Consider the following 25,840-nt stretch of genomic DNA (forward strand, 5'->3'; position numbering starts at 1 on the left):
GTGCGGCCGCGCGCCAGCCAATTACCGGGGGTAGGCCACCTCGTAGTTGGCGGCGTCGTCCTTGATGGTCACGGTGACGGTCTTACCCTGGCCGTTGACCGTCGCGGCGCAGTCGAACGTGGCCCCGGACTTGACCTCCTGGTCGGCCGGGCACTGCACGTCGCCGACGTCGGTGAGCTGGTAGTTGCCGGTGAGGACCTGCTTGACGCCCTCCTGCACCGCGGTCTGGCTGAGCACGGTGGTCTTGAGGAACCCGGGCGCCAGGAACGCGGTGACGCAGAACGCGGCCACCACCACGACCAGCGCGCCGAGCCCGATCAGCAGGCCCTTGCCGCCCTTCTTCGTCGGCGGCTGCTTCCCGTAGGCGCCCTGCGCCGGGTACTGCTGGGTGTACTGCGGCGGCGCCTGGCCCGGGAACTGCTGCCCGTACTGAGGCTGACCCGGCTGCGGGTAGCCGGGCGCCTGCCCGTACTGGGGTTGCTGCCCGTACGGAGGCTGACCGGGTTGGGGCTGACCGGGTTGGGGCTGACCGTATTGGGGCTGCTGGCCGTAGCCGGGCTGCTGGCTCCACTGCTGCTGGGGGTCGGTGCCGCCGTAGGGCGTGCTCATGCTGCGTGCCTCCGCTGATCGTCCCTCGCTCAGCGCGATCCAACCACAACGCTGGGTGGGGCGCGCTACTCGGCGCCCGCGGCCACGACCCCGCGCCGTAGCGCCTTGACCGCCTGCGCGGCCGCGTCGCCGACCGGGTCGGCCCGCCCGAGCACCGTCTTGATCTGGTCGAGCAGGTCGACGACCTGGCGGGACCAGCGCACGAAGTCGCCGGCGGACAGTTCCTGCCCGTTGGCGTCGGCGGCGGTGAGCACCTTTTCCAGCGACTCGCCGCGCGCCCACCGGTACACCGGCCAGGCGAACCCGGCGTCGGGTTCGCGGGTGCGGTCCAGGCGGTGGCGGCGCTCGTCCTCGGCGAGGTCGGTCCAGATCTTGGCGGTCTCCTGCCACGCCTTGGGCACGCCGCCGGCGGGCAGCCGCGGCTCGCCGGGCGAGTCGCGGCGGGCCTCGAACACCAGCGTGGACACGACCGCGGCCAGCTCGGGCGGCGTGAGGCCCTCCCACACGCCGTGGCGGATGCACTCGGCGGCGAGCAGGTCGGACTCGCTGTAGAGGCGGGCCAGGCGGGCGCCGTGCTCGGTGACGCGGTCCTCGCCCTCGGCGAGGTAGCCGCGTTCGGCCAGCAGCGCGCGGATCCGGTCGAACGCCCGCGCCAGCGAGTGGGTGGTGGCGGCGACGCGGCGTTCCAGCTGCTCGGTCTCCGCGGCGAGCCGGTGGTAGCGCTCGACCCACCGGATGTTGGCCTCGCGTTCGGCCAGCCCGTGGCACGGGTGGGCGCGCAGGGCGCGCCGCAGCGCGGCCAGCTCACCGTCCTCATTGGCCCCGGACCGCCGTTTCTGCCGCCCCGGCAGGGAGATCCCGGAGTCGCGCAGGTGCGAGGCGATGTCCCGGCGGGTCTTGGGTGAGCGCAGCTCGACGTGCCGGGGCAGCTTGATCCGGCCGAGCGGTTCGACGGGTGCGGAGAAGTCGGCCAGCGACAGCGGTCCGGACCACCGGTCCTCGGTCACCACGACCGGGCGCGGCTCGCGCACCGGGTCCAGACCGGGGTCGATCACCACGGCGAGCCCGGCGCGGCGCCCGGCGGGGACGGCGATGACGTCGCCCTTGCGCAGCTTCTCCAGCGAGACCGCGGTGTCGGCGCGACGGGCGGCGGTGTTCTGCCGCGCCAGCGCCTTCTCCCGGTCGGAGATCTTCTTGCGCAGCGCCACGTAGTCGAGCATCGCGTCGAAGTCGCCGCTGACGGCCTCGGCGTAGCCCTTGAGCGCCTCGCGGTTCTTCTCGATGCGCCGGGACAGGCCGACGACGGAACGGTCGGCCTGGAACTGGGCGAAGGACTGCTCCAGCAGCTCACGGGCCTGTTCGTGGCCGAGCTGGGCGACCAGGTTGATCGCCATGTTGTAGCCGGGCCGGAACGACGACCGCAACGGGTAGGTGCGGGTGGAGGCCAGGCCGGCGACGGCCTTGGGGTCCACGCCCGGCTGCCACACCACGACCGCGTGGCCCTCGACGTCGATGCCGCGGCGCCCGGCGCGGCCGGTGAGCTGGGTGTACTCGCCGGGGGTGAGGTCGACGTGGGCCTCGCCGTTGTACTTGACCAGCCGTTCGAGCACGACGGTGCGGGCGGGCATGTTGATGCCCAGCGCCAGGGTCTCGGTGGCGAACACGACCTTGACCAGGCCGCGCACGAACAGTTCCTCGACGGTTTCCTTGAACGCGGGCAGCAGGCCGGCGTGGTGCCCGGCGATGCCGTTCTCCAGCGCCTCGCGCCACTCCCAGTAGCCGAGCACGCCGAGGTCACCCTCGGGCAGGTCCTTGGTGCGGGTGTCGACGATGCGGCGCACCTCGGCGGCCTCTTCCGGGGTGTTGAGCCGCAGCCCGGCGCGGGTCACCTGGCCCACGGCGGCGTCGCAGCCGGCGCGGGAGAAGATGAACACGATCGCCGGGAGCAGACCGGCGGCGTCCAGGCGGGTGATCATGTCCACCCGCGACGGCGGCCGGAACCGGGGGCCGCGCGAGTAGGTGCGCCCGCCCCGGCCCCGCCGCAGCGCCGCGGGGGCGTGCAGGCGGCCGACCTCCTCGACGCGCCGCAGCAGGCCCGGGTTCATCCGCAGCTCGCCGGCGGAGCCGTCGTCGGCGAACAGGTCGAGCAGCCGGTTGCCGACCATCATGTGCTGCCACAGCGGCACCGGCCGGTGCTCGTCGACCACCACGGTGGTGTCGCCGCGGACGGTGACCAGCCATTCGCCGAACTCCTCGGCGTTGCTGACGGTGGCGGACAGGCCGACGACCCGCACGTACTCGGGCAGGTGCAGGATGACCTCTTCCCACACCGCGCCGCGGAACCGGTCGGCGAGGTAGTGGATCTCGTCCATCACGACGTAGCCGAGGTCGTTGATGGCCGAGGAGCCCGCGTAGAGCATGTTGCGCAGGACCTCGGTGGTCATCACGACGATCTGGGCGTTGCCGTTGATCGAGGTGTCGCCGGTGAGCAGGCCGACGGTGTCGGCGCCGTAGCGCTGCACGAGGTCGCCGTACTTCTGGTTGGACAGCGCCTTGATCGGGGTCGTGTAGAAGCATTTGCGGCCCTCGGCGAGCGCGAGGTGCACGGCGAATTCGCCGACCACGGTCTTGCCGGCGCCGGTGGGCGCGCACACGAGCACGCCGTGGCCGTCCTCCAGGGCGCGGCAGCCGCGGATCTGGAAGTCGTCGAAGCCGAAGTCCGCCTCGTCGGCGAAGCGGGTCAGCTGGGGGTACTGGGCGCGGCGCTTGGAAGCCTGGTAGGCCTCGGCCGGCGACACGGAAGGGCGAGGGGCCACCTTGCCAGGGTGTCACATGCGGTGTCCGGGACGCATGCGGTGGGTGTCAGCCCAGGATGGTGAGCGCGCCGCGGTGGCAACGGGCGGTGACCGCGCCGCCGGGAAGCATCTCGCCGTCGGCGCAGAGGGGCCAGCCGGTGGCCTCGATGCGCACCTCGCGGGCGCGCAGGGTGCGCACGGCGGGGTGGCGCAGGTGCCGTCCGTGGCGCAGGCCGGGCAGGATCCGCAGCAGGTCGGCGCGGGTGGCGCGGCCGACGACGGTGATGTCGAACAACCCGTCGGCGGGGTCGGCGCGCGGGCAGATCCGCATGCCGGCGCCGTAGAAGGGGGTGTTGCCGATGGCGACGAGGGTGGCGTCGAGGTCGAGGCGCCCGGTGTCGGTGGTCAGGGTGACCGGGCGGGCCCGGAACGCGGCGACTTCGGCAAGTACGGCCAGGTCGTAGCGGTGTGGTCCGGGCGGCCAGCGCAGGCGCGCGGCGCGGGCGTTGACGGCGGCGTCGAACCCGGTGCACAGGACAGTGGCGAACCAGGTGCCGCCGGCGTGGCCGAGGTCGACGGCGCGGTGGCGCCGCTCCCGCAGCGCGGCCACGACGGCGTCGGCCGCCTGGAGCGGGTCGAGGGGGACGCCGAGCCCACGGGCGAGGTCGTTGCCGGTGCCGGCCGGGACGAGCCCGAGCGGGGTGCCGGTGGCGGCGCAGTACTGGACGGCGTGGTGCACGGCGCCGTCGCCGCCGAGGACGACCAGCGCGTCGAGCCCGTCCGGCAGGTCGTCCGGGGAGGCGGTGCCGAGCAGGTCCAGGCGGTCCACCCCGGCCCGCAGCCGGGCGGCCACGGTGCCGGCGATCCTGGCCGCCGCACCGCGGCCGGTGTCGGGGTGGACGGCCAGGGCCGCACGGATACCCATGGTGAGGCGGACCGGCTAGGTCACGTCCTCGGTCTTCGGCTTGCCGGGCACGTCGTCGTCGATGCTGCTCGGGGTGTAGTCGAACGGCGCGGCCTCGTCGTCGGCCAGGCCCGCCCACTCCTCGCTCTCGCTGCCCCGGTACTTGCGCAGGTCGTGCACGCGCGCGATCTGGATCGCCAGCTCGGCGAGCACACTGAGCGCACCGGCCAGCGCCAGCATCGAGAACGGGTCCGACCCGGGCGTGGCGAACGCGGCGAAGACGAACACCAGGAAGATGATCCCGCGGCGCCACTTCTTCAGCTGGGCGTACTTGAGCACGCCCACGAAGTTCAGCATCACCAGCAGCAGCGGCAGCTCGAAGCTGACCCCGAAGATGATCAGCAGGGACAGCACGAACGAGATGTACTTGTCGCCGGTGAGGCCTGTGATGAAGAAGTCGCTGCCGAAGCCCATCAGCAGTTGCAGGGCGTGCGGGATGAGCAGGTAGGCCAGGACGGCGCCACCGGCGAACAGCACGCTCGCGAAGCCGACGAAGGTGAGCGCGTACTTGCGCTCCTTGGTGTACAGGCCGGGGGCGATGAACGCCCACAGCTGGTACAGCCACAGCGGCGAGGTCAGCACCGCGCCCCCCGCGAGACCGACCTTCAGCTGGATCATGAAGGCCTCGAACGGCACCGTCTGCAGCAGGTAGCAGCCCTCGGTGCTGCCCAGGCGACGCTCGGGCGGGATGGCGCAGTACGGGTCGTTGATGATCGACCCGAGTGACGGGACGGGCCCCATCCTGGTGTTGAACCAGATGAAGCCGAAGATCCCGCCGGCGAGCACGGCGAGCAGGGCCCAGCCCAGGCGGCGCCGGAACTCGTAGATGTGCTCGATGAGCGTCATCGTGCCGTCGGGGTTGAGCCGGCGGCTGCGCTTGCGCCGCCGGTCCCTCCGGCTCTTGGGGGCGGAGTCCGCCACGACAGGCTCCGTCCTCGCCTCAGCTGGCGTGCTTGTGAGCCTGGTCGGCCTTCTCCGCCGCCTGCTGCCGCTTCAGCTCGTCGAGCTGCCTCTGCAGCTGCGCGACCTGGTCGTCGGCCGGCGAGGCCGCGGTGGTGGCGGTGGTGTCGGAGGCCGTGATCTGCTTCTTCTCGGGCTCCTCGGCCTTGCCGTCCTCACGGAGGTCCTTGGTCTCGGCCTTGAAGATCTTCATGGACTTGCCGATGGACCGCGCGGCATCCGGCAGGCGCTTCGCGCCGAACAGCAAGACCACGACGAGCACCAGAATGATCAAGTGCCACGGCTGCAACCCGTTCAGCATCAGTGGCCTCCTTCCTTGCTTGTGACCAACTCTACTTGCTCAAGGGCGGGACGCCGCCGTTGTTCGAGCGCGACGCGCAGGCCGGCCGACCGGGCCTTCAACAGTCCGGTGCGGTCGGTGACACTCGCCGTAACCATGCTCGATGCCTTCCGGAACCGGCGCAAGACCCGGGATGTCCGGATCAGGACAACAATCAGCGCCAGGAGGCCCACGGCGGCGAGCACAACGCTCGGCAGGTACGACACGCCGTCACCCTACTGGCCCAAGGTGGCCGGGAGGTGACGTGCCCTTTCCAGTGCGGCGGCGGCCCGGCTACGGACCGCGTCCGCCAGCTCGGGCGGGTTTTCCACGCGCGCGTCGCCGCCCAGGCCGAGCACCAGCCGCACCATCCAGGACTCGTCGCCGTAACGCATCCGCACCCGCAGCCTGCCGCCGTCGAGTTCGGCCAGCTCCTCGCACGGGTAGTACTCGGCGACCCAGCGCGCGTCCGGTTCGAGCACCAGCTCCGCCTCGGCCTGGCCGGGCCGGGCGCGGAACACGCCGTCGGAGATGTCGGTGGGCTGCGCGGTCGGCGGCGGCGCGGCGCGCTCGTCGAGGACCTCGAGCTCGTCGATGCGGTCCAGCCGGAACAGCCGCACCCCCTCGGCGCGGCGGCACCAGGCCTCCAGGTAGCCGACCGCCTGCACGATCAGCAGCCGCATCGGGTCGACCGTGCGCTCGGTGATCTGGTCGCGGGAGGCGGTGTAGTAGCGGATGCGCAGCGCCCGCCCGGCGCGCAGGGCGTTCTGCACGACGCGGCGGGTGGCGGCGGTCTTCTCGCCCTCCCGCACGGCGAGCCCGACCACGACGCCGGAGGGCTGGGCCTGCCCGGCGGCGGCCTCGATCTTGGCGATGGCGCGGTGCACCGCGTCGGTGTCGACCACGCCGGGGGTCTCGGCGACCGCGCGCAGCGCGACCAACAGCGCGGTGGCCTCCCCGCCGGTCAGGCGCAGCGGCCGGTTCATGCCGGCGTCGAAGGTGACCGTGACCGTGTCGCCCTCGAAGGACAGGTCGATCAGGTCGCCCGGGCCGTAGCCGGGCAGCCCGCACATCCACAGCAGCTCCAGGTCGCGGCGCAGCTGCTTGGCGGTGACGCCGAAGTCTCGGGCGGCGTCCTCGATGCGGATGCCGGGGCGCGCGAGCAGGTAGGGCACGAGCGCGAGCAGCCGGGGCATCCGGTTCGTGGATCCGGTCATCGCCGCACCCCGTGGTGGAGGTCGCGGTGGAAGTCGCCGTGCAGGTCCGGGTGCAGCACCGACTCCAGGCGGCCGCGGACGGCCTTGGCCAGCACGTCCGGCTCGAGGACCAGCACGTCGGGCCCGTGCCCGGCGATCCAGTCGGCGGCGCTTTCCGGGAAGTACAGGTCGATCTCGGCGAGGTCGCCCTCGATGCCGTCGAGGGTGAGCCGCCCGGTGAGGCGGGCGCGGCGGCGCACCCCGGCCGCGCGCCGGTCGGCGATCCACAGCTTGGCGGTGGTGACGGGCGAGGGGTCGGGGTCGGTGGTGCCGGCGATCAGCTCCAGCAGGTTGACGTTGTCCGGCCGCTGCACCTCCCCCGGGCGCCCAACCGTGCGGACGTCGCCGACGATGCGGGAGAGGCGGAAGCAGCGCGGCGCGCCGCGGTCGCGGTCGTGGCCCACGACGTACCAGCGGGCGCGCCAGGACACCACGCCCCAGGGTTCCAGGGTGCGGGTCAACCGCTCCGCCGAGCCCGAACGGCGGTAGGAGAACTGGACCACCTGGCGGGCCTGCACGGCGGCGACCAGCGGGGTGAAGGCCGGTTCGGCGCGCACGCGGGACTCCACGACCGGCGGCTCGGTGTGGTCGAGGTCGACCCCGGCGGCGCGCAGTTTCACGAGCGCGCCCTGGGCCTGGCCGGTCATCTCGGGCGAGTCCCAGAGCCGGACGGCGAGCCCGACGGCGGCGGCCTCGTCCGGGGCCAGCTCGATCTCGCCCAGCTCGTAGTCGCGGCGGGCGATGCGGTAGCCCTCGGCCGGGTCGAAGGCCGAGTTGCGGCCGGTCTCCAGCGGGATCCCCAGTTCACGCAGCTCGGTCTTGTCCCGTTCGAACATGCGGGAGAACGCCTCGTCGCTCGCGGCGTCGGCGTATCCGGGCACGATCCCGCGAATCCGGTCAGCGGTGAGGTACTGCCGGGTCGACAGCAGAGCGAGCACCAGGTTGACCAGGCGCTCGGCGCGGGCGGTGGACACCCGACCACAGTAGCTCGCACTGGTGATCGAGTCGCCGAGGTCCGCCCCGGCGCGCCCCGGAAGTCCACGAGATACCCACCCACACCCCCGCGAGCCGCGGTTTTCAGCCCGCCGGACCGCTCTGACGGTTCAGCGCGGAGGGAGTTGCGGGACCGATCGCGCGAACAAGTTCCGGCACGCGGTGTCAGCCGCGGGCGACGTGGCGTAGCACCTCGCGCATCCGGGGCGCCAGCGCGACCCCGCCCAGGCCCTCCGCGATGATTTCGATCGTCCGCTCCAGCGCCAGCTCCCGGGCCTCGCGCGGGGCGGACGACAGCGGGCCGTCCAGGTGGAGCATCGCCAGTCCGTGCACCGACGCCCACGCCGCGAACTCGGCCATCGGGCGGCGCTCCGCCGGCAGGTAGCCCGCCGCGGCCAGGTCGTCGATCGCCTCGACCAGCCGGCCGAACGGGTTGGACGCCTCGACCTCGGACAACGACGGCATCGGCGACAGGCCGCCGGCGAACGCGGTCCGGAACAGCCCCGGCTCGGCCAGGGCGAACGCGAAGTACCCCTGCCCGATCGCGGCCAGCCGGCTCAGGCCCCGTTCCGCCGGGTCCTCGATCCGGTCCAGCCGGTCCAGCGCCGCGTTCATCGACGCGGTCAGCAGCTCCGTCGCCCGCTCCTTGACCGCCTCCAGCAGCTCCTCGTGCCCGGCGAAGTGCCGGTAGGCGGCGGTCGGCGTGACCCCGACCGCCCGTGCGGCCGCCCGGATCGTCACCGACGCCGGGCCACCGGCCTGGGCGAGTTCCGCGGCGGAGCGGATCAGGGCGTTGCGGAGATCGCCGTGGTGGTAGCCGGTTCGCACGGGCGCTGAGGAGTTCACAGCTCGATGTTGACACCCGTACACATCGGTGGCAAGTTGACAGGCGACAAGTTTACAGCCGTCAACATTCGAGGTGGTCCCATGTTCGCTCGGCTCGGGCGGTTCGCCGCCGACCACGCACGGCTCGTCCTCGTCGTCGCCGGCGTGCTCCTCGCGGGCGCGGCCGTCCTCGGCATGACGGCCTTCGGCAAGCTCGAGTCCCAGGGGTTCGACGACCCGGGCTCGGACTCCAGCCGCGCCCACGCCCTCGCCGAACAGCACTTCGGCGGCGAGGACAACCTCCTGTTCCTCGTCGAGGCCCGCGACGGCACGGTCGACGACCCGGCCACCCGCGCCGCCGCGACCGCCCTGACCGAACGCCTCACCGCCGACCCCGCCCTGGAATCGGTCACCTCCTACTGGGCCACCGGCGCCCCACCCCTGCGCGCCGACGACGGCCGGTCCGCGCTGATCGTCACCCAGCCCGCCGACACCTCCAGCGACGCGGTCGAGGCCCTGGTGGACCGCTATCAGGGCGCGGACGGCCCGATCACGGTCACCGCGGGCGGCGGCGCGGTCGTCGGGCTCGACATCAACGGCCAGGTCAGCCGCGACCTCCTGGTCGCCGAGATGATCGCCGTCCCGATCATCCTCGTCCTGCTCTTCCTCGTCTTCGGCAGCGCCGTGGCCGCCCTGCTGCCGCTGGTGGTCGGCGGGATCGCGGTGCTGGGCACGTTCGCCGAGCTGTCGGTGTTCGGATCGCTGACCGACGTGTCGGTGTTCGCGATCAACCTGACCACCGCGCTCGGCCTCGGCCTGGGCATCGACTACGCGCTGCTCATGGTCAGCCGCTTCCGGGAGGAACTGTCCGGTGGGGCGGACACCCGCACCGCGGTGATCCGCACCGTGGCCAGCGCGGGCCGCACGATCAGCTTCAGCGCCGCCACCGTCGCCGTCGCCCTCGCCGCGCTGCTGCTGTTCCCCCAGTACTTCCTGCGGTCCTTCGCCTACGCCGGCATCGGCGTCATCGTGATCGCCATGCTCGCCGCCGTGGTCGTGCTGCCGGCACTGCTGACCGTCCTCGGGCCGCGGGTCAACGCCGGCCGCCTGCCCTGGGCGCGTGGCCGCACACCCAGCACCGTCTCGGCGTTCTGGGGACGGGTCGCGGCGTTCGCGTCGAAGCGGCCCGCGCTCGCCGCGGTGCCGGTGCTCGTGGTGCTGGTCGCGGCCGCCACTCCCCTGCTCGGCGTCCAGTTCGGCACCCCCGACGAGCGAGTGCTGCCGGACACCGCGCCCAGCCGCGTCGTCGGCGACGAGCTGCGCGCCGACTTCCCGGCCAACGACAGCCGGGCCATCGAGGTCATCGCCCTCGGCTCACCCGACCAGCCCACGATCGCCGGCTACGCCAGCCGCCTCTCACAGCTGGAGGGCGTCGCGCAGGTGTCCTCCAGCGCGGGCGGTTTCACCCACGGCCGCGCCGACCGGCCGGCCAACCCGGCGCTCGCGGCGCCCGGCGCGCAGAAACTGTCGGTCGTGACCACCGCCGACTCGCGGTCGGCCGAGGCCGAAGCCGTCGTCGCGCAGGTGCGGGCGCTGCCGGCGCCGGCCGGACTGGACGTCGTGGTCGGTGGGGACGCGGCCGCGCTGGTGGACAGCAAGGACGCCATCGGCAGCCGGCTCCCCCTCGCGGCCGGCCTGATCGCCGTCACCACGTTCATCCTGCTGTTCCTGTTCACCGGCAGCGTGCTGCAACCGCTGCGGGCGCTGCTGTTCAACCTGCTCAGCCTGTCCGCCACGATGGGCGTGATGGTGCTGGTCTTCCAGGACGGCCTCGCCTCCGGGTTCCTCGGCTTCACGCCGCTGCCGCTGGACACCAGCATGCTGATGCTGCTGTTCTGCATCGCGTTCGGACTGTCCATGGACTACGAGGTGTTCGTGGTCAGCCGCATCAAGGAGGCCCACGACCACGGCCTCGGCCCGCGCGAGGCGGTGGTGCACGGGCTGTCCCGCACCGGGCGGATCGTCTCGGCCGCGGCGCTGCTGCTCGCGGTCAGCGTGTTCGCCTTCGGCACCAGCGGCGTGAGCTTCATCCAGATGTTCGGACTCGGCACCGGCCTGGCGATCCTCATCGACGCGACCCTGGTGCGCGGTGTGCTGCTGCCCGCGGGCATGCGCCTGCTCGGCCGCTACGCCTGGTGGGCGCCGAAACCGCTACGCCGCCTGCACGACCACGTCGGCGTCAGCGAAACCGAGCAGCAACCCGCCGCGGTGCGTTAGCGGCGCTCCCACGGGATCTGCTCGCCCGCCTCCACCGGGAACGGCAACCGGTTCTCCGGTGGGGGCAGCGGGCACGTGGCGAGGTCGATGAACGCACACGGCAGGTTCACCGCCCGGTTGAAGTCCAGCTCCACCCGGCCCTCGGCGTCCGGCGCGCCGACCGACAGACTCCGGTTCGCCGCGTACGTCGTCACTCCCGAGGTCGCGTCGGTGAACAGCACCGAGAACGCCGCGCCGCCCTTGCCGTTGAACGCGGTCAGCGCGAACTCCTCGCCCCGGTAGGCGAACCGCAGCACGCCCGGGGAGGAGTACACATGCGACAGTCCTTCCACGACCGCCCCGACCGTCACCGCGCGCGGCTCGTCGAACGGCTCGAACCGGCCGGGCAGCACCCACGCCGGATCCGGCTCGTAGGCGGGCACCCCGCGGAACGCCGCCCGCACCGGCGCCGCCGGGTCCCGCAACCGCAGCAGGTACCCGCTGCGCCGCGCCACCTCCACGACCCGGTCACCGGCCTTCACCATCTCGCCCGGCCCGCTGTTGACCAGCTCGAACCGCGTCGTGCCGGACACGCCGAACTCCTCGTCCGGCTCGACCACCACGACCGCGGCGTCGGCCTCTTCGTGCCAGGTGCCGGGGATGCCGTCGAACCGCTGCGGCTCCGGCGTCAGCCAGTGCCGCGCCGTGATGCTCAACCACCCGTGCGGCTCCGCCAGCACCCGCTCCCGCTCGGCGTGCCAGGCCCGCCACTGCTCCGCGAACGTCATAGCGAGCTGATCAGCCGGTCGACGCGCTCGTCCACCGCGCGGAACGGGTCCTTGCACAGCACGGTCCGCTGCGCCTGGTCGTTGAGCTTGAGGTGCACCCAGTCGACCGTGAAGTCCCGCCCGGCGGCCTGCGCGGCGGCGATGAAATCACCCCGCAGCTTCGCCCGCGTGGTCTGCGGCGGCGTGTCCTTGGCCAGCTCGATCTCCCCGTCGTCGGTGATCCGCCGCACCAGCCCCTTGCGCTGCAGCAGGTCGAACAGGCCCCGGCCGCGCCGGATGTCGTGGTAGGCCAGGTCCAGCTGCGCCACCCGCGGGCTGGACAGGTCCAGGTTGTGCTTGGCCCGGTACCGCTCCACCAGCCGGTGCTTGATCGCCCAGTCGATCTCGGTGTCGATCTTGCCGAAGTCCTGCTGCTCCACCGCGTCCAGCGCGCGGCCCCACAGCTCCACCACCCGCTGCGCGGTCGGGCCCGAGTCGTTGGCCTGCACGTGCTGCACCGCCCGGCCGTAGTACTCGCGCTGGATGTCCAGCGCCGAGGCCTCCCGCCCGCCGGCCAGCCGCACCGGGCGCCGCCCGGTCAGGTCGTGGCTGATCTCGCGGATCGCCCGGATCGGGTTGTCCAGCGTGAAGTCCCGGAACTGCACGCCCTGCTCGATCATCTCGAGCACCAGGTTCGCCGTGCCGATCTTCAGCAGCGTCGTCGGCTCGGCCATGTTCGAATCGCCCACGATGACGTGCAGCCGCCGGTACCGCTCGGCGTCGGCGTGCGGCTCGTCGCGGGTGTTGATGATCGGCCGCGACCGGGTCGTGGCGCTGGAGACGCCCTCCCAGATGTGCTCGGCCCGCTGCGACAGGCAGTACACCGCGCCCCGCGGCGTCTGCAGCACCTTGCCCGCGCCGCAGATCAGCTGACGGGTCACCAGGAACGGCAGCAGCACGTCCGCGATCCGGGAGAACTCGCCCGCGCGCGTCACCAGGTAGTTCTCGTGACAGCCGTAGGAGTTGCCCGCCGAGTCGGTGTTGTTCTTGAACAGGAAGATGTCACCGCCGATGCCCTCGTCGGCCAGCCGCCGCTCCGCGTCGACCAGCAGGTCCTCGAGGATCCGCTCGCCGGCCTTGTCGTGCGTGACGAGCTGCACCAGGTCGTCGCACTCGGCCGTGGCGTACTCCGGGTGCGAGCCCACGTCCAGGTAGAGCCGGGAGCCGTTGGACAGGAAGACGTTGGACGAGCGCCCCCACGACACGACCCGCCGGAACAGGTAGCGCGCCACCTCATCGGGCGAGAGCCGGCGCTGCCCGTGGAACGTGCAGGTGACGCCGAACTCGGTCTCGATGCCAAAAATCCGCCGCTGCATCTCTCAATGCTAGGCGCTTTTGGCCCTGTCGCGGTGCGCCGTTCGGGCGGCGACACGCCGGGTGATCGTCGCACCACGTGCCGGACCACCGCGGACAGGGCCGTCACCAGGGGTTTCCCACCTTGTGGTCGAGGCCACCCGATAGAGTCGAACCGGACTGCGACAGGGGTGATCCGAAACCGTGACCGGCCACGCGCTGCGAGCCGACTGCGCCAACTGCTTCGGCCTGTGCTGCGTGGCCCTGCCCTTCGCCGCCTCCGCGGACTTCGCGATGGACAAGGACGCCGGCACACCGTGCCACAACCTGCTCGACGACTTCCGCTGCGGCATCCACTCCCAGCTGCGGGAGAAGGGCTTCACCGGCTGCACCGCCTTCGACTGCTTCGGCGCCGGGCAGCGCGTCTCCCAGGAAACCTTCGGCGGCCGCGACTGGCGCACCGCGCCCGAGACCCGGCAGCCGATGTTCGCCGCGTTCCCGGTGATGCGGCAGCTGCACGAGCTGCTGTTCTACCTCACCGAGGCGCTCGGGCTGCCCGCCGCGCGCCCGGCGCACGACGAGCTGCGGGCGGCGCTGGCGGAGACTGAGCGGATGGCCGCCGGCGGCCCCGGCGAGCTGGTGCGGCTCGACGTGGCCGGCCACCGGGAGAAGGTGAGCGGCCTGCTGCTGCGGGCGAGCGAACTGGTCCGCGGCAAACGGGGCAAGAACCGCCGCGGAGCCGACCTGATGGGCGCGAAGCTGCGCGGAGCCGACCTGAGGGCCGCCAACCTGCGCGGCGCGTACCTCATCGGCGCCGACCTGCGCCGCGCCGACCTGCGCCAGGCCGATCTCATCGGAGCGGACTTCCGCGGGGCGGATCTGGCGGGCGCGGACCTGACCGGCAGCCTGTTCCTCACGCAGGCCCAGGTCAACGCCGCCCGCGGAGACACGACGACGCGCCTGCCGGATGGGCTCACGCGACCGTCGCACTGGACCTGACCACGGCACCGTGCCCAGCTGAACGCCGCGCGGGGACGACTCTCCCGGCCAGCCGGACCACGGCCCACTGGGCGAGGGCTCCCGGTGCCCGCGGGCGCCGCCGCGCGGAGCCGGTGAGGTGCCGAGCAGGCGGCTCCGGGCCGCGCCCAGACCAGCCACGCGAAATCGGCACTCCGCCCACGCGCCCTGCCCGATCGGCGAGGACTCGCGGTACCCGCGGGCGCCACAGCGCGGAGCCGATCAGGCACCCGACCAGGCGCTGCGGGCCCTGCCCAGACCGGCCGCGCAAATCGCCACCCCAACCTCGCGCCCTGCCGATCGGCGAGGCCGCCGCGCCCCGGGCATGCGAAAGGGCCCCCGGACCGAAGTCCGAGGGCCCCGCACCAGAAACTCAGCTCGCCGGCGGGGTCTCGCCGTCCTCCGGGGCCTCCGGCGTCGCCTCGGGGGACTCGGCCGGCTGCTCCGGCAGCAGCGCGTCCAGCGCCGCGCCCTGGATCCGCCGGAACTTGCGGCCCGGCCGCTCCCGGTCCAGCACCGCGACCTCCAGCTTCAGCGGCGCACTGTCTCCGTTGTTGCTGACCGCCCGCAGCGCGTCCAGCGCCACCTTCAGCGCGTCCCGCAGCTCCAGGCCGTCCTCGTAGATCTCCTTCAGCTTGTTCGCCACCGGCTCCGTCTGACCACCGGTCACCACGTACCGCGGCTCGTCGAAGATCGAGCCGTCGTAGGTCAGCCGGAACAGCTGGTCCTCCTCCGGCGCCGACCCCACCTCGGCCACGCACAGCTCCACCTCGTACGGCTTGAGCTGCTCGGTGAAGATGCTGCCCAGCGTCGCCGCATAGGCGTTGGCCAGCGCCCGCGCCGTCACGTCCCGGCGGTCGTACTGGTAGCCCTTCAGATCCGCGTGCCGGATCCCGGCCACCCGCAGGTTCTCGTACTCGCTGTACCGGCCGACCGCGGCGAACCCGATCCGGTCGTAGATCTCGGAGATCTTGTGCAGCGTCGTCGACGGGTTCTCGGCCACGAACAACACACCGCTGCGGTACTTCAGCACGACCACACTCCGGCCGCGCGCGATGCCCTTGCGCGCGAGCTCCGAGCGCTCGCGCATCAACTGCTCAGGAGAGGCGTACAGCGGCAGCGTCACGGTCAGGCTCCAAGGATGCTCGAAGGAAGGGGAAGTTCAGCTACGGGCACGGCGTCACGTGCGGCCGCGGGTGGCCTGCTCGGCCCGCCCCGCGACGACCGCCTCCGCCACCGCGGCGGCCTGCTCGTCCGGCAGCCGCACCGCGCCGCGCTCGGCGGTGATCGTCACCAGCGTCGGGAAGATCCGGCGCACCAGGTCCGGCCCGCCGGTCGCGCTGTCGTCGTCGGCCGCGTCGTACAGCGACTCCACCGCCGTGCGCACCGCGGTCTCCTCGTCGGCGTCCGGGTCGTACAGCTTCTTCAGCGCCGACTTCGCGAACAGCGACCCCGACCCGATCGCGTGGTAGCCCGCGCGCTCCTCGTACCGGCCACCGGTCACGTCGTAGGACACGATCCGCCCGGCGCGCTTCGGGTCGTCGGCCTCGATGTCGTAGCCGACGAACAGCGGCAGCGCCGCCAGCCCCGCCATCGCCACGTCCAGGTTGCCCTTGACCATGGTGGCGAGCTTGTTCGTCTTGCCGTCCAGCGACAGCGGAACGCCCTCGATCTTCTCGTAGTGCGCCAGCTCGACCGCGTACAGCCGCACCAGTTCCAGCGCGATCCCGGCGCTGCCCGCGATGCCCACCGCGGAATAGGCGTCGGTGACGTGCACCTTCTCCATGTCCCGCGACGCGATCAGGTTGCCCGAGGTCGCCCGGCGGTCACCGGCGACCAGCACGCCACCGGCGAACGTCACGGCCACGATCGTGGTGCCGTGCGGCGCGTCCACCGGACCGGCGTTCGGCAGCTGCCGGCGACCCGGCAGCAGGTCAGGCGCCTGCATGCGGAGGAACTCGGCGAACGACGACGTCGTGCTCGAGAAGAAGGCAGCGGGCAGCGCGGAGCCCGTGGGGCCCGAGGTGTGTTCCATACGTGCTCGTGGTTCCCATCGACGAAGTGTGACGCTCCCGCGGACCCCGAGCCCGCGGAAGCGCGACAACCGGCACTACAAGCTACTCAGTGCGACCACCCTAATGGCCGCGGGTGAGCGGTTACTCGCCGCCCTTTTGCACGTAGGCGCGCACGAAGTCCTCGGCGTTCTCCTCGAGCACGTCGTCGATCTCGTCCAGGATCGTGTCGACGTCCTCACCCAGCTTCTCGCGGCGTTCCTGGCCGGCCGGGGCACCACCCTCGACCTCGTCGTCGGAGCCGCCGCCACCGTGCTTCTCGATCTTCTCCTGAGCCATCTCGCCTCCCGGTGAGTCCTGTCCCTAGCCTACCCAGAGACCACGACAATCGGTGGTTTTCCCGCTGCGGTCAGTCCGAACCCGTCAGCGCCTCGACCAGTTCCTCCGCCGTCTCCGACTCGTCCAACAGCCGTCCGACGTGCGCCTTCGTGCCCCGCAGCGGCTCCAGCGTCGGGATCCGGACCAGCGACTCCTTGCCCACATCGAAAATCACCGAGTCCCACGACGCGGCCGCGATCGACGTCGCGTACTTCTCCAGCGCCCGCCCGCGGAAGTAGGCCCGCGTGTCCTCCGGCGGGCTCGTGATCGCCGCCTGCACCTCCTCCTCGGTGACCAGCCGCTTCATCGAGCCCCGCGCCACCAGGCGGTTGTACAGGCCCTTCTGCAGCCGCACGTCGGAGTACTGCAGGTCCACCAGGTGCAGCCGCGGCGCCGCCCACCCCAGGTTGTCCCGCTGCCGGTAGCCCTCCAGCAGCCGCAGCTTCGCCGGCCAGTCCAGCCGGTCCGCGCACTCCGCCGGGTCCCTGGCCAGCGCGTCCAGGATCTCGCCCCAGACCCGCAGCACCTCCTTGGACACCTGGTCGCCACCGGTGCGCTCCAGGTGCGCCGCGGCCAGCTCGTGGTAGGCGAACTGCAGGTCGAGCCCGGTGTACTTGCGGCCGTTGGCCAGCGACACCTTCGTCTTCAGCGTCGGATCGTGGCTGATCTGGTGCACCGCGCGCACCGGCTCGTCCAGCTTCAGGTCGTCGAACCGCTGACCGGCCTCGATCATGTCCAGCACCAGCGCCGTGGTGCCCAGCTTCAGGTAGGTCGAGTACTCGGCCATGTTCGCGTCGCCGATGATGACGTGCAGCCGCCGGTACTTGTCCGCGTCGGCGTGCGGCTCGTCGCGGGTGTTGATGATCCCCCGCTTCAGCGTCGTCTCCAGGCCGACCTCGACCTCGATGTAGTCCGAGCGCTGCGACAGCTGGAAACCCGCCTCCTCGCCCTGCGGGCCGATGCCCACCCGGCCCGAGCCGGTGACCACCTGCCGCGACACGAAGAACGGCGTCAGCCCCGAGATCACCGAGGTGAACGGCGTCGACCGGGCCATCAGGTAGTTCTCGTGGGTGCCGTAGCTGGCGCCCTTGCCGTCCACGTTGTTCTTGTACAGCTGCAACTGCGGCTGCCCGGGCACGGTGGCCGCCCGCATCGCGGCCTCCTCCATCACCCGCTCCCCCGCCTTGTCCCAGATGACCCCGTCCCGCGGGTTGGTCACCTCGGGTGCCGAGTACTCCGGGTGCGCGTGGTCGACGTAGAGCCGGGCGCCGTTGGTCAGGATGACGTTGGCCGCGCCGAGGTCCTCCACGTCCGGGTCGTGCCCTGGACCGCCCGGGCCCGCCAGGTCGAAGCCCCGGGCGTCGCGCAGCGGCGACTCGACCTCGTAGTCCCACCGCGCGCGCCGCGCCCGCGGGATGTCCGCGGCCGCCGCGTAGGCCAGCACGACCTGCGTCGATGTCAGTACCGGATTGGCCGTCGCGTCGCCCGGCACGGCGATGCCGTACTCGACTTCGGTTCCCATGATCCGCCGCATGTCCCAAGCCTACGGGTCGCGGGCGGCGACGGTGAGCGGGCCACCGGTTGCGACCAGGTAAAGCACCCGGATCTGCGATGCTGGTTTCCGATGGTGAACAGCGCGGAGGAGATGGTCGCCCACTACGACGCCGCGGGCGCGGTCGTGGGCCGGGTGCGGCGCGCCGACATGCGAAAACACGGCCTCTGGCACGCCGCGACGCTGGTCCTGGTCCGCTCCGGCGACGGCACCCGGGTCTACGTGCACCGGCGATCACCGGACAAGGACGTGTTCCCGGACCTGCACGACTGCTGGGCGGGCGGCGTGGTCGCCGCGGACGAGACACCCGCCGAGGGCGCGGAACGGGAGCTGGCCGAGGAACTGGGCGTGCGCGGCGCGCCCCTGCGGCCGCTGTTCACGTTCACGTTCGAGCAGCCACCGCTGCGCTGCCACTACTTCGCCTACGAGGTGCGCTGGGACGGCCCGGTCGTGCACCAGCCGGAGGAAATCGTCTCGGGTGCCTGGATGTCCCTGGACGAGCTGCGGGCCTGGGCGCAGGACCCGGAAAGCCCTTTCGTGCCCGACGGCAGGCACGCGATCCGCGAGTGGTTCCGCCGCCGGGGGTAGCGCTTTCCGGGACGGAACTCAGCTGGACGGCAGCTTCTCCGCGGCCAGCGCGGCCAGGCCCTTCACCGCGTCCGCCGCCCGGGTCTGCGTGCTCGCCGTGACCTGGAGCCCGGACAGCACGTGCCCGCCGGCCAGCAGCACCGTGCAGGTCGTGCCGTCGCACCAGGCGCGCGCGGCCTCGGCGCCGGCCGGACGGGCGATCGTCAGCTGCTGGCCGTCGCAGGCGACCTGCGCCAGCACCTCGGCCGCCGTGCGGTCCAGGTAGCCGGTGACCTGCTGCGTCAGCGAGGAACCACTGGTGTAGAGCCAGGTCGAGCCACGCGGGTCCCCCGCGGGCACGGCGTCGAAGCAGGATCCGTTGGCGGCGCGGGCGGCGGCCTCCCGCACGCCCTCGCTCGCCAGGTCGCTCTTGGTGAGCACCGCCGCCGCCACGTCCTCGGCGATGTGGTTCACCGGGTTCGCCGCCGCCTGCTCGACCGAGACGCTGGACGAGGTCGCCGGCGTCGTCGCGGACGGCGTCGCCGCGCCCGCCGGCTTGTCGTAGTAGGTCTCCAGGTCGTTCGGGCGATCCGCGCACCCGGTCAGCCCGGTCAGCACGACCGCGGCCAGGACCACCATCCCTCCATGACGCACGGTGACGTTCCCTTCAGTCTGCGTTGTGGGCGCTGAGATTAGTGCAAGCCTTCACTGCCACTGCAGCGAGGATCGCCGATCCCAGTACCGTTCCGGCGGCTCGGCCAGCGCCCGCAGTCCGGCGAGTTCGCCCGGTGGCAGCTCGACGCCGGTCGCGGCCAGGTTCGCGGTCAGCTGCTGCGGGCTGGCGGGACCGACGAGGACGGTGTCCGCCCACGGCTGGGCCAGCACCGCCGCGACGGCGATGGCGTCCGCGCCGACTCCGGAGCGTTGCGCCAGACGGGTGATCGCGGGCGGCGGGTTCACCACCAGCCTGCCGTTGGCGAGGGTTTCCTTGACCAGCACCAGGTTCCCGGCTGCGTGCGCCTCGGCGAGCGCCGGTCCCGCGGACGGTTCGAGCAGGTTCCAGGTGGACTGCACCGCGGAGAACACCGGCCGCCCGGCCACTTCCAGCTCGAACGCCCGCCGGATCACCTCGGCCTGTTTCGGCCCGGAGGTGGAGAACCCGACGCGCACGCCGTCGTCGCTGAGCGCCGCCAGCGCCCGCTGCAGAGCCTCGTCGGTGAACAGCGGACTGTCCACGGTGAGCGAGTGCACCTGGTAGAGGTTGATGGCGTTGCCCAGCAGGGAGCGGCTTTCGGTCCACTGGCGGGAGAACACACCGGCCGAGTGCTCTTTCACCTCGTGCATCGTGGCGTCCATGCGCCAGCCGCCGACGTAGGTGTACCCCCACTTGCTGGAGACCGTGAGATCGCGGTGGCCGCGCTCGTCCAGCCAGCCGGCGAGGAACTCCTCGGCGCGGCCGTAGGAGCGCGCGACGTCGACCCAGCGGACACCGGCCGCGTACGCCGCGTCGAGCACCGCGAAGGTGGCCTCCCGCATCGCCCGCACGTCCCGCCGGACCGGGAGCTCGCTGCTTCTGCCCAGGTTGATGTAGGCGGGCCGCCCGAGGGCCGCCAGGCCGAGTCCGATGCGCAGGGGACTGTCCTTTCCGTGCGGGTTTTCCAGCATGAGCGGGGTGCCGGCCACTGGCGAGTCGCGTCGCCGAAAGCGGCGCTGTATAGGGCGTTATACGCCGGATGCTCGTTGACGGAGGATGTCCAGCCACTGCTCGGAGTTCAGCGCCTGCCGGTGCAGCTTCTCCAGCCGCGCCGCCGGCGCCCGCACGTAACCCTTGCCGAAGACCGGCGCGATCTGCCGCAGGCTCGCCCCCTCCTCCCGGGCCGCCAGCAGCACCCAGTCCGAGGCGTCGGCACAGGCCGCCGACGCGCGCCGCAACTCCCCCAGCAGCCGGATCAGCTCCCCGGGCGGGACGGCGTGCGCGCGGACCGCCTGCGCGGTCTCCTCGAGCCAGGCCAGGACGTCGGCTTCGGTGATCGGGGCGCGGATCTCGGCCGCGGGCTCGGTCATGGCGGGCAGTATAGGTCGTTATACGGCCGCCGGATCGCGACACGCCGGGCAACCGGAACGGCCGGGAAACGTCTTCACCACGTGTCCGACAAGATCGTCCGCGGGGTCCGTGGCGTGGTGGCCGCGCTGGCGGTGACGCTGGCCCTGTCTCCGGTGCACGGCGGCGCCCTCCTGATGCTGATGTTCGCGGCGGGGCGGTACGACTCCAGCGGGCAGGGCGGGCCGTTCCGCAGCTGCACGGCCGATTCGGTGTCGTGCGAGGGGCCCAACGTCGTGGCGATCATCGTCTGCGGGCTGGTCGTGCTCGGCGGGCTGCTGCTCGCGGCCTGGGCGGGGCGCCGCGCGGCGCGGCCCCGAAACCGCGGATACAGCGGAAGCCGCTGACACGGCGGAGGCCGCCGACCCGGATGGATCGGCGGCCTCCCCTGGCCTGCCTGCGGTTACAGGTACTGGCCGGTGTTCGTGGCCGTGTCGATGACGCGGCCGGACTCCTGGTTCTTGCCGGTGACGAGCGTGCGGATGTAGACGATCCGCTCGCCCTTCTTGCCCGAGATCCGGGCCCAGTCGTCCGGGTTGGTGGTGTTGGGCAGGTCCTCGTTCTCCGCGAACTCGTCGACGATCGCGTCGAGCAGGTGCTGCACCCGCAGACCGGGCTGCTTGGTCTCCAGCACCGACTTGATCGCCGCCTTCTTCGCCCGGTCCACGATGTTCTGGATCATCGCGCCCGAGTTGAAGTCGCGGAAGTACAGGACCTCCTTGTCCCCGTTGGCGTAGGTGACCTCGAGGAACCGGTTCTCGTCGGTCTCCTCGTACATGCGCTCGACGGTGTTCTGGATCATCGCGTCGATCGTGGCCTGCGCGTCCCCGCCGAACTCGGCGAGGTCGTCGGCGTGGATCGGCAGCCCCGGCGTCAGGTACTTGGAGAAGATGTCCTTCGCACCCTCGGCGTCCGGCCGCTCGATCTTGATCTTCACGTCCAGCCGTCCCGGCCGCAGGATCGCCGGGTCGATCATGTCCTCGCGGTTGGAGGCGCCGATGACGATGACGTTCTCCAGCCCCTCGACACCGTCGATCTCGGCCAGCAGCTGCGGCACGATCGTGGTCTCCACGTCCGAGGAGACACCACTGCCGCGGGTGCGGAAGATCGACTCCATCTCGTCGAAGAACACGATCACGGGCGTGCCGTCGGAGGCCTTCTCGCGAGCCCGCTGGAAGATCAGGCGGATGCTCCGCTCGGTCTCCCCGACGAACTTGTTGAGCAGCTCCGGGCCCTTGATGTTGAGGAAGTACGACTTGGCGTCCTTCGAATCGCCGTCGCCGCGGGCCTCGGCCACCTTCTTGGCCAGCGAGTTGGCGACCGCCTTCGCGATCAGCGTCTTACCGCAACCGGGCGGGCCGTAGAGCAGGACGCCCTTGGGCGGCCGCAGCTCGTACTCCCGGTAGAGGTCGGCGTGCAGGAACGGCAGCTCCACGGCGTCGCGGATCTGCTCGATCTGCCTGCCCAGGCCACCGATGTCCTCGTAGCGGACGTCCGGGACCTCCTCCAGCACGAGGTCCTCGACCTCGGCCTTGGGCACCCGCTCGTAGGCGTAGCCCGCCTTCGAATCCACCAGCAGCGAGTCGCCCGGCTTGAGCGTCTGCGCGGCCAGCGGGTCGGAGAGCCAGACCACCCGCTCCTCGTCGGCGTGACCGACGACGAGCGCGCGGGCGCTGCCGCCCTCCGTGGCCGGCGTCAGGACCTCACGCAGCGAGCAGACCTCGCCGGTGAGCTCGAAGTCGCCCGCCTCGACGACGGTCAGGGCCTCGTTCAGCCGAAGGGCCTGACCGCGCTGGAGGGAGTCCACCTCCACCGCCGGGGACACCGACACCCGCATCTTGCGGCCCGCGGTGAACACGTCGACGGTGTTGTCCTCGTACGCGGTGACGAACACGCCGTACCCGCTGGGGGGCTGGGCGAGCCGGTCGACCTCCTCGCGCAGCGCGAGGAGCTGTCCCCGCGCCTCGCGGAGGGTCTCCACGAGCTTGTTGTTCCGCTCCGTGAGCTGGGCGACTCGTTCCGACGCCTCGGCGAGGCGCTGTTCCAGCACGCGGTTCTGACGGGGGGATTCGGTTAGTTTGCGCCGCAGCAGGGCTACTTCCTCTTCCAGGAAGCGGACCTGCCGCGCCTGCTCGTCCGGCGTCGTAGCTCCACTGATCTCTGAAGGGTCGGCGTCCTCGTGCCGACCTCCGGGAAGGTCGTGTTGCATGTCGGCACCTCCTCGGAGTGCTTTTAACCCACGGTACCGGCGATCACCGACATGAAAAGCCCTATCCGCATCACAGGATCGGCGCGTCGCATCACGAAGCCGGACGGAACCGTTACACGGGCGTCCCGCTCGGCGGTCGGCGAACCGCTCGGAAAACTACGGACAGTAGCCACCCGGCCGCCACCAGCGGCCATCCGGGCGGTGAGCGATTCACTCATGTCACGACCACCCAACCAAGGCTTTACAGGACATTCACCGGGCGTCTTCCCCTTCTCCTCCTCCTTCAAACCCGGGTGATTTTCGCGTCGCCGCACCGGATCGCGGTCCGCGCACGGGATGGCCAAGATCGAGTTGTCCGATATCGGCGCTACGATCGCTCGCGTTACAGCCCCGGATCCGTCCCGGGGGAAACCGGATGCCGCTTCGGCGCGTCGAAGGCAGGCAGACACCCGACGTGAACGAGGAGACGTCCGTCCATGACCTACCCGCCGCACGGCCCGGGGCAGCCGGGTCCCTCCGGGCAGCAGGGCCCGCACGGCCCCTACGGGCAGCCCGGGCCGTACGGGCCGCAGTCCGGACAGCCCCAGGGCGGGCCGCCGCCCGGCTACCCGCAGGGCGCGCCGCGGACGCCGCCGCCGGGGTTCCCGGGCGCGACGCAGCAGTTCGCCGCACCCGGCGGGTTCGCCGGGCCGGGCGGTGAACCGCCGAAGAAGAAGACCGGCCTGATCGTCGGCATCGCGGCGGCCGCGGTCGTGGTGATCGCGGTGGCCGTCACCCTGGTCTTCACCCTCGGCAGCGACGACGAGCAGAACACCGGCACCACCGCCGCCGCGGCCGGCACCTCCTCCAGCGCGAGCCCCACGGCGCGCGCGAACTCCTCCACCGCGACCGCACCGTCGTCACGGCGCTCGTCCTCGTCCGCGCCCACCGGCGCCGGTGGTGGCGCCGCGGGCGGCCCGGACAGCGTGGCCCAGCAGGTCGTGGACGCCATGAACGCCCGCAGCGCCAGCCGCTACGCCGCGCTGACCTGCAACGGCGCCACCGACAGCGAGATCTCCTCGCTGCAGGCCCAGTGGGACTCCGCCAGCGAGCTCCAGGCCAGCATCTCCGGCCCGGCCGAGGTCACCGGCGACACCGCGAAAGTGCCGGTCAATCTCCGTTACAACGGTGACCGGCAGGATGCGAAGATGCCGCTGAAACGGCAGGGTTCGAACTGGTGCGTCGACGAGTCCTGAGCCAACCGATCCACGAAGGGGTAACCCGATCATGACCTACCCGCCGCAACAGCCCGGGCCCTACGGGCAGCAAGGCCCCTACGGCCAGCAGCCGGGCCGGCCGGGCCCCTACGGGCAGCAGCCGGGCGGCGGCTACCCCCAGCAGCAGCCCGGATATCCGCAGGGCGGGCCGCAGCAGCCTCCTCACCCGCAGGGGCAGCCGGGCTACCCGCAGACCCCGCCGCCCGGGTTCCCCGGCGCGGCGCAGCAGTTCGGCCAGGACCCCTACGCCGACCCGTACGCGGGGCAGCAGTACCCGGGCGGGCCGGGCGGTGAGCCGCCGAAGAAGAAGACCGGCCTGATCGTCGGCATCGCGATCGCCGCGGTGATCGTGGTCGCCGGTGCCGCGTTCCTGATCTGGTTCCTCACCAAGGACGACGGTGGTGACAACGCGGCCGCCCCGAGCACGAGCGCCGCGCCGCCGGCGTCCTCGAGCAAGGAGGCGCCCAGCAGCTCGGAAACGCCAACGTCCACCCCGGAGGGCACCGCCGCGCCGGGCGGGAAGTCCACGCCGGAGGAGACCGCCCAGGCGATCGCCACCGCGTACAGCACCGGGGACAAGGAGACCATCCAGTCGATGGTCTGCGCGAGCAGGCCGCAGTCGGTGCCGGACATCCCGTCCGGCATCACCGTCACCGTCACCGGCAGCCCCGACGTGGTCGGCGACACCGCCTACGTGCCGGTCCACGCGGTCGGCCCCGGCGGCACCAACGACTTCGAGCTCGGCCTCGCCAACGAGGGCGGCGTCTGGTGCTACCTGGGCGACCGCACGAACTGACCGGCGGACCTCAGCCGCGGCTCGGCCTGCGCTGCGGCCGCGGCGGGGTCACCCCGTCGGCCAGCCGGCGCGTGGTGAGCAGGAAGGCGGTGTGCCCGACCATCCGGTGTTCCGGGCGCACCGCCAGGCCCACCACGTGCCAGGGCCGCACCAGGCTCTCCCACGACTCGGGCTCGGTCCAGCCCTGCATCTCCCGCAGCGCCTCGGTGACCCGGGACAGCTGGGTCACCGTCGCCACGTAGACGACCAGCACCCCGCCCGGCACCAGGCTGCGGTGCACGGTCTCCAGCACCTCCCACGGCGCCAGCATGTCCAGGATCACCCGGTCGACCTCGCCGGTGTGGTTGGCCAGATCGTCGACCTTCAGCGTCCAGTTCGCCGGCCGCTCGTGGAAGAACCGCTCCACGTTCTTGACCGCGTGCTCGGCGTGGTCCTCGCGCACCTCGTAGGACAGCACGCTGCCCTCCGGGCCCACCGCCCGCAGCAGCGAGCAGGTCAGCGCGCCGGACCCGGCGCCGGCCTCCAGCACCCGCGCGCCCGGGAAGATGTCGCCCCACATCACGATCTGCGCCGCGTCCTTGGGGTAGATCACCTGCGCGCCGCGCGGCATGGACAGCACGTAGTCGGCCAGCCGCGGCCGCAGCGCCAGGTAGGCGGTGCCGCCGACGGAGGTGATCACCGAACCTTCCGGCTTGCCGATCAGGTCGTCGTGCCGCAGCGCGCCGCGGTGGGTGTGGTACTCCTCCCCCTCGGCGAGCACCAGCGTGTAGTTGCGCCCCTTCGGATCGGTCAGACGCACCCTGTCACCCGGGCGGAACGGCCCGCTCACCTGCACCTTGGAACTCCTCGAAACTC

At 72.0% G+C, this 25,840-nt stretch carries 26 protein-coding genes; 6 read left to right on the top strand and 20 right to left on the bottom strand.

What is annotated here, in order from left to right; genetic code table 11:
* Positions 1-21: 21 nt before the first annotated feature.
* From IE290_RS05620 to IE290_RS05660, 9 genes are all read right to left on the bottom strand, one after another.
* Entirely contained in the window at positions 22-609 is a 588-nt protein-coding gene (locus IE290_RS05620) for a DUF4333 domain-containing protein (RefSeq protein WP_191243379.1), read from the bottom strand.
* Between the two features lie 65 nt (positions 610-674).
* Positions 675-3,425 carry a DEAD/DEAH box helicase gene (locus IE290_RS05625; protein WP_191243380.1) on the bottom strand — a complete coding sequence of 917 codons (2,751 nt, stop codon included), beginning with the start codon at positions 3,423-3,425 and terminating at the stop codon, positions 675-677.
* A 46-nt stretch (positions 3,426-3,471) separates the two neighbouring features.
* Positions 3,472-4,329: a diacylglycerol/lipid kinase family protein gene (locus IE290_RS05630; protein ID WP_191243381.1), complete on the bottom strand. Its 858-nt coding sequence runs from the start codon at positions 4,327-4,329 to the stop codon at positions 3,472-3,474.
* A 15-nt stretch (positions 4,330-4,344) separates the two neighbouring features.
* On the bottom strand, positions 4,345-5,289 hold the full coding sequence (gene tatC, locus IE290_RS05635) for a twin-arginine translocase subunit TatC (protein WP_191243382.1): 945 nt from the start codon (positions 5,287-5,289) through the stop codon (positions 4,345-4,347).
* 19 nt (positions 5,290-5,308) lie between these two features.
* Positions 5,309-5,629 carry a Sec-independent protein translocase subunit TatA gene (tatA, locus tag IE290_RS05640; protein ID WP_191243383.1) on the bottom strand — a complete coding sequence of 107 codons (321 nt, stop codon included), beginning with the start codon at positions 5,627-5,629 and terminating at the stop codon, positions 5,309-5,311.
* Positions 5,629-5,874, bottom strand: a complete 246-nt coding sequence (locus IE290_RS05645) for a bacteriophage holin (RefSeq protein ID WP_191243384.1) — start codon at positions 5,872-5,874, stop codon at positions 5,629-5,631. The genes tatA and IE290_RS05645 overlap by 1 nt, the downstream gene beginning before the upstream one ends.
* A 9-nt stretch (positions 5,875-5,883) precedes the next feature.
* Positions 5,884-6,864 (bottom strand): helix-turn-helix transcriptional regulator, encoded by a 981-nt coding sequence (locus IE290_RS05650; RefSeq protein ID WP_191243385.1) that lies wholly within the window; start codon positions 6,862-6,864, stop codon positions 5,884-5,886.
* Positions 6,861-7,877, bottom strand: coding sequence for a helix-turn-helix transcriptional regulator (locus IE290_RS05655; protein ID WP_191243386.1), 1,017 nt, complete (start codon positions 7,875-7,877; stop codon positions 6,861-6,863). The genes IE290_RS05650 and IE290_RS05655 overlap by 4 nt, the downstream gene beginning before the upstream one ends.
* A gap of 184 nt (positions 7,878-8,061) precedes the next feature.
* Positions 8,062-8,742, bottom strand: a complete 681-nt coding sequence (locus IE290_RS05660; protein ID WP_191243387.1) for a TetR/AcrR family transcriptional regulator — start codon at positions 8,740-8,742, stop codon at positions 8,062-8,064.
* Between the two features lie 81 nt (positions 8,743-8,823).
* Here IE290_RS05660 and IE290_RS05665 point away from each other — a divergent pair, with 81 nt between their 5' ends.
* Positions 8,824-10,998 (top strand): MMPL family transporter, encoded by a 2,175-nt coding sequence (locus IE290_RS05665; RefSeq protein ID WP_191243388.1) that lies wholly within the window; start codon positions 8,824-8,826, stop codon positions 10,996-10,998.
* Here IE290_RS05665 and IE290_RS05670 read toward each other — a convergent pair.
* Together IE290_RS05670 and pafA are read right to left on the bottom strand one after the other, a co-directional pair.
* A complete protein-coding gene (locus IE290_RS05670; protein ID WP_191243389.1) occupies positions 10,995-11,765 on the bottom strand; it encodes a DUF1684 domain-containing protein in 771 nt (256 codons plus the stop codon). The genes IE290_RS05665 and IE290_RS05670 overlap by 4 nt on opposite strands.
* Complete coding sequence (gene pafA, locus IE290_RS05675) at positions 11,762-13,120, bottom strand: Pup--protein ligase (RefSeq protein WP_094002928.1); 1,359 nt, start codon at positions 13,118-13,120, stop codon at positions 11,762-11,764. The genes IE290_RS05670 and pafA overlap by 4 nt, the downstream gene beginning before the upstream one ends.
* 181 nt (positions 13,121-13,301) lie before the next feature.
* On the opposite strand from pafA, the gene IE290_RS05680 reads away from it, so the two are divergent.
* Entirely contained in the window at positions 13,302-14,096 is a 795-nt protein-coding gene (locus tag IE290_RS05680; protein WP_191243390.1) for a pentapeptide repeat-containing protein, read from the top strand.
* Positions 14,097-14,487: 391 nt separating this feature from the next.
* On the opposite strand, the gene prcA is transcribed toward IE290_RS05680, so the two are convergent.
* The 4 genes from prcA to dop form a co-directional block, all read right to left on the bottom strand.
* Positions 14,488-15,240 (bottom strand): proteasome subunit alpha, encoded by a 753-nt coding sequence (gene prcA, locus IE290_RS05685; protein WP_191243391.1) that lies wholly within the window; start codon positions 15,238-15,240, stop codon positions 14,488-14,490.
* Positions 15,241-15,294: 54 nt separating this feature from the next.
* Positions 15,295-16,149: a proteasome subunit beta gene (gene prcB / locus IE290_RS05690; RefSeq protein WP_191243392.1), complete on the bottom strand. Its 855-nt coding sequence runs from the start codon at positions 16,147-16,149 to the stop codon at positions 15,295-15,297.
* 121 nt (positions 16,150-16,270) lie between these two features.
* Entirely contained in the window at positions 16,271-16,465 is a 195-nt protein-coding gene (locus tag IE290_RS05695; protein ID WP_017982463.1) for a ubiquitin-like protein Pup, read from the bottom strand.
* A 70-nt stretch (positions 16,466-16,535) separates the two neighbouring features.
* Positions 16,536-18,038: a depupylase/deamidase Dop gene (gene dop, locus IE290_RS05700; protein ID WP_191243393.1), complete on the bottom strand. Its 1,503-nt coding sequence runs from the start codon at positions 18,036-18,038 to the stop codon at positions 16,536-16,538.
* A 90-nt stretch (positions 18,039-18,128) separates the two neighbouring features.
* On the opposite strand from dop, the gene IE290_RS05705 reads away from it, so the two are divergent.
* Entirely contained in the window at positions 18,129-18,644 is a 516-nt protein-coding gene (locus IE290_RS05705) for an NUDIX hydrolase (RefSeq protein WP_373300394.1), read from the top strand.
* Between the two features lie 18 nt (positions 18,645-18,662).
* On the opposite strand, the gene IE290_RS05710 is transcribed toward IE290_RS05705, so the two are convergent.
* The 3 genes from IE290_RS05710 to IE290_RS05720 form a co-directional block, all read right to left on the bottom strand.
* Positions 18,663-19,262, bottom strand: a complete 600-nt coding sequence (locus tag IE290_RS05710) for a hypothetical protein (RefSeq protein ID WP_191243394.1) — start codon at positions 19,260-19,262, stop codon at positions 18,663-18,665.
* A 66-nt stretch (positions 19,263-19,328) separates the two neighbouring features.
* Positions 19,329-20,288, bottom strand: coding sequence for an aldo/keto reductase (locus IE290_RS05715; protein WP_191243974.1), 960 nt, complete (start codon positions 20,286-20,288; stop codon positions 19,329-19,331).
* A gap of 57 nt (positions 20,289-20,345) precedes the next feature.
* Positions 20,346-20,687, bottom strand: a complete 342-nt coding sequence (locus tag IE290_RS05720) for a hypothetical protein (protein ID WP_191243395.1) — start codon at positions 20,685-20,687, stop codon at positions 20,346-20,348.
* An 81-nt stretch (positions 20,688-20,768) separates the two neighbouring features.
* Between IE290_RS05720 and IE290_RS05725 the strand changes: the two genes are divergently transcribed.
* Entirely contained in the window at positions 20,769-21,071 is a 303-nt protein-coding gene (locus tag IE290_RS05725; protein ID WP_191243396.1) for a hypothetical protein, read from the top strand.
* Between the two features lie 56 nt (positions 21,072-21,127).
* Here the strand turns inward: IE290_RS05725 and arc are convergent, their stop codons facing one another.
* Positions 21,128-22,933 carry a proteasome ATPase gene (gene arc / locus IE290_RS05730; protein WP_191243397.1) on the bottom strand — a complete coding sequence of 602 codons (1,806 nt, stop codon included), beginning with the start codon at positions 22,931-22,933 and terminating at the stop codon, positions 21,128-21,130.
* 476 nt (positions 22,934-23,409) lie between these two features.
* On the opposite strand from arc, the gene IE290_RS05735 reads away from it, so the two are divergent.
* Together IE290_RS05735 and IE290_RS05740 are read left to right on the top strand one after the other, a co-directional pair.
* Entirely contained in the window at positions 23,410-24,168 is a 759-nt protein-coding gene (locus tag IE290_RS05735) for a hypothetical protein (protein ID WP_191243398.1), read from the top strand.
* Between the two features lie 31 nt (positions 24,169-24,199).
* Complete coding sequence (locus tag IE290_RS05740) at positions 24,200-24,985, top strand: hypothetical protein (protein ID WP_191243399.1); 786 nt, start codon at positions 24,200-24,202, stop codon at positions 24,983-24,985.
* A gap of 10 nt (positions 24,986-24,995) precedes the next feature.
* On the opposite strand, the gene IE290_RS05745 is transcribed toward IE290_RS05740, so the two are convergent.
* Positions 24,996-25,820, bottom strand: a complete 825-nt coding sequence (locus tag IE290_RS05745; protein ID WP_191243400.1) for a tRNA (adenine-N1)-methyltransferase — start codon at positions 25,818-25,820, stop codon at positions 24,996-24,998.
* Positions 25,821-25,840: the final 20 nt, after the last annotated feature.

It is taken from the genome of Amycolatopsis deserti (genome assembly GCF_014653945.1).
Lineage (GTDB): Bacteria > Actinomycetota > Actinomycetes > Mycobacteriales > Pseudonocardiaceae > Amycolatopsis_E > Amycolatopsis_E deserti.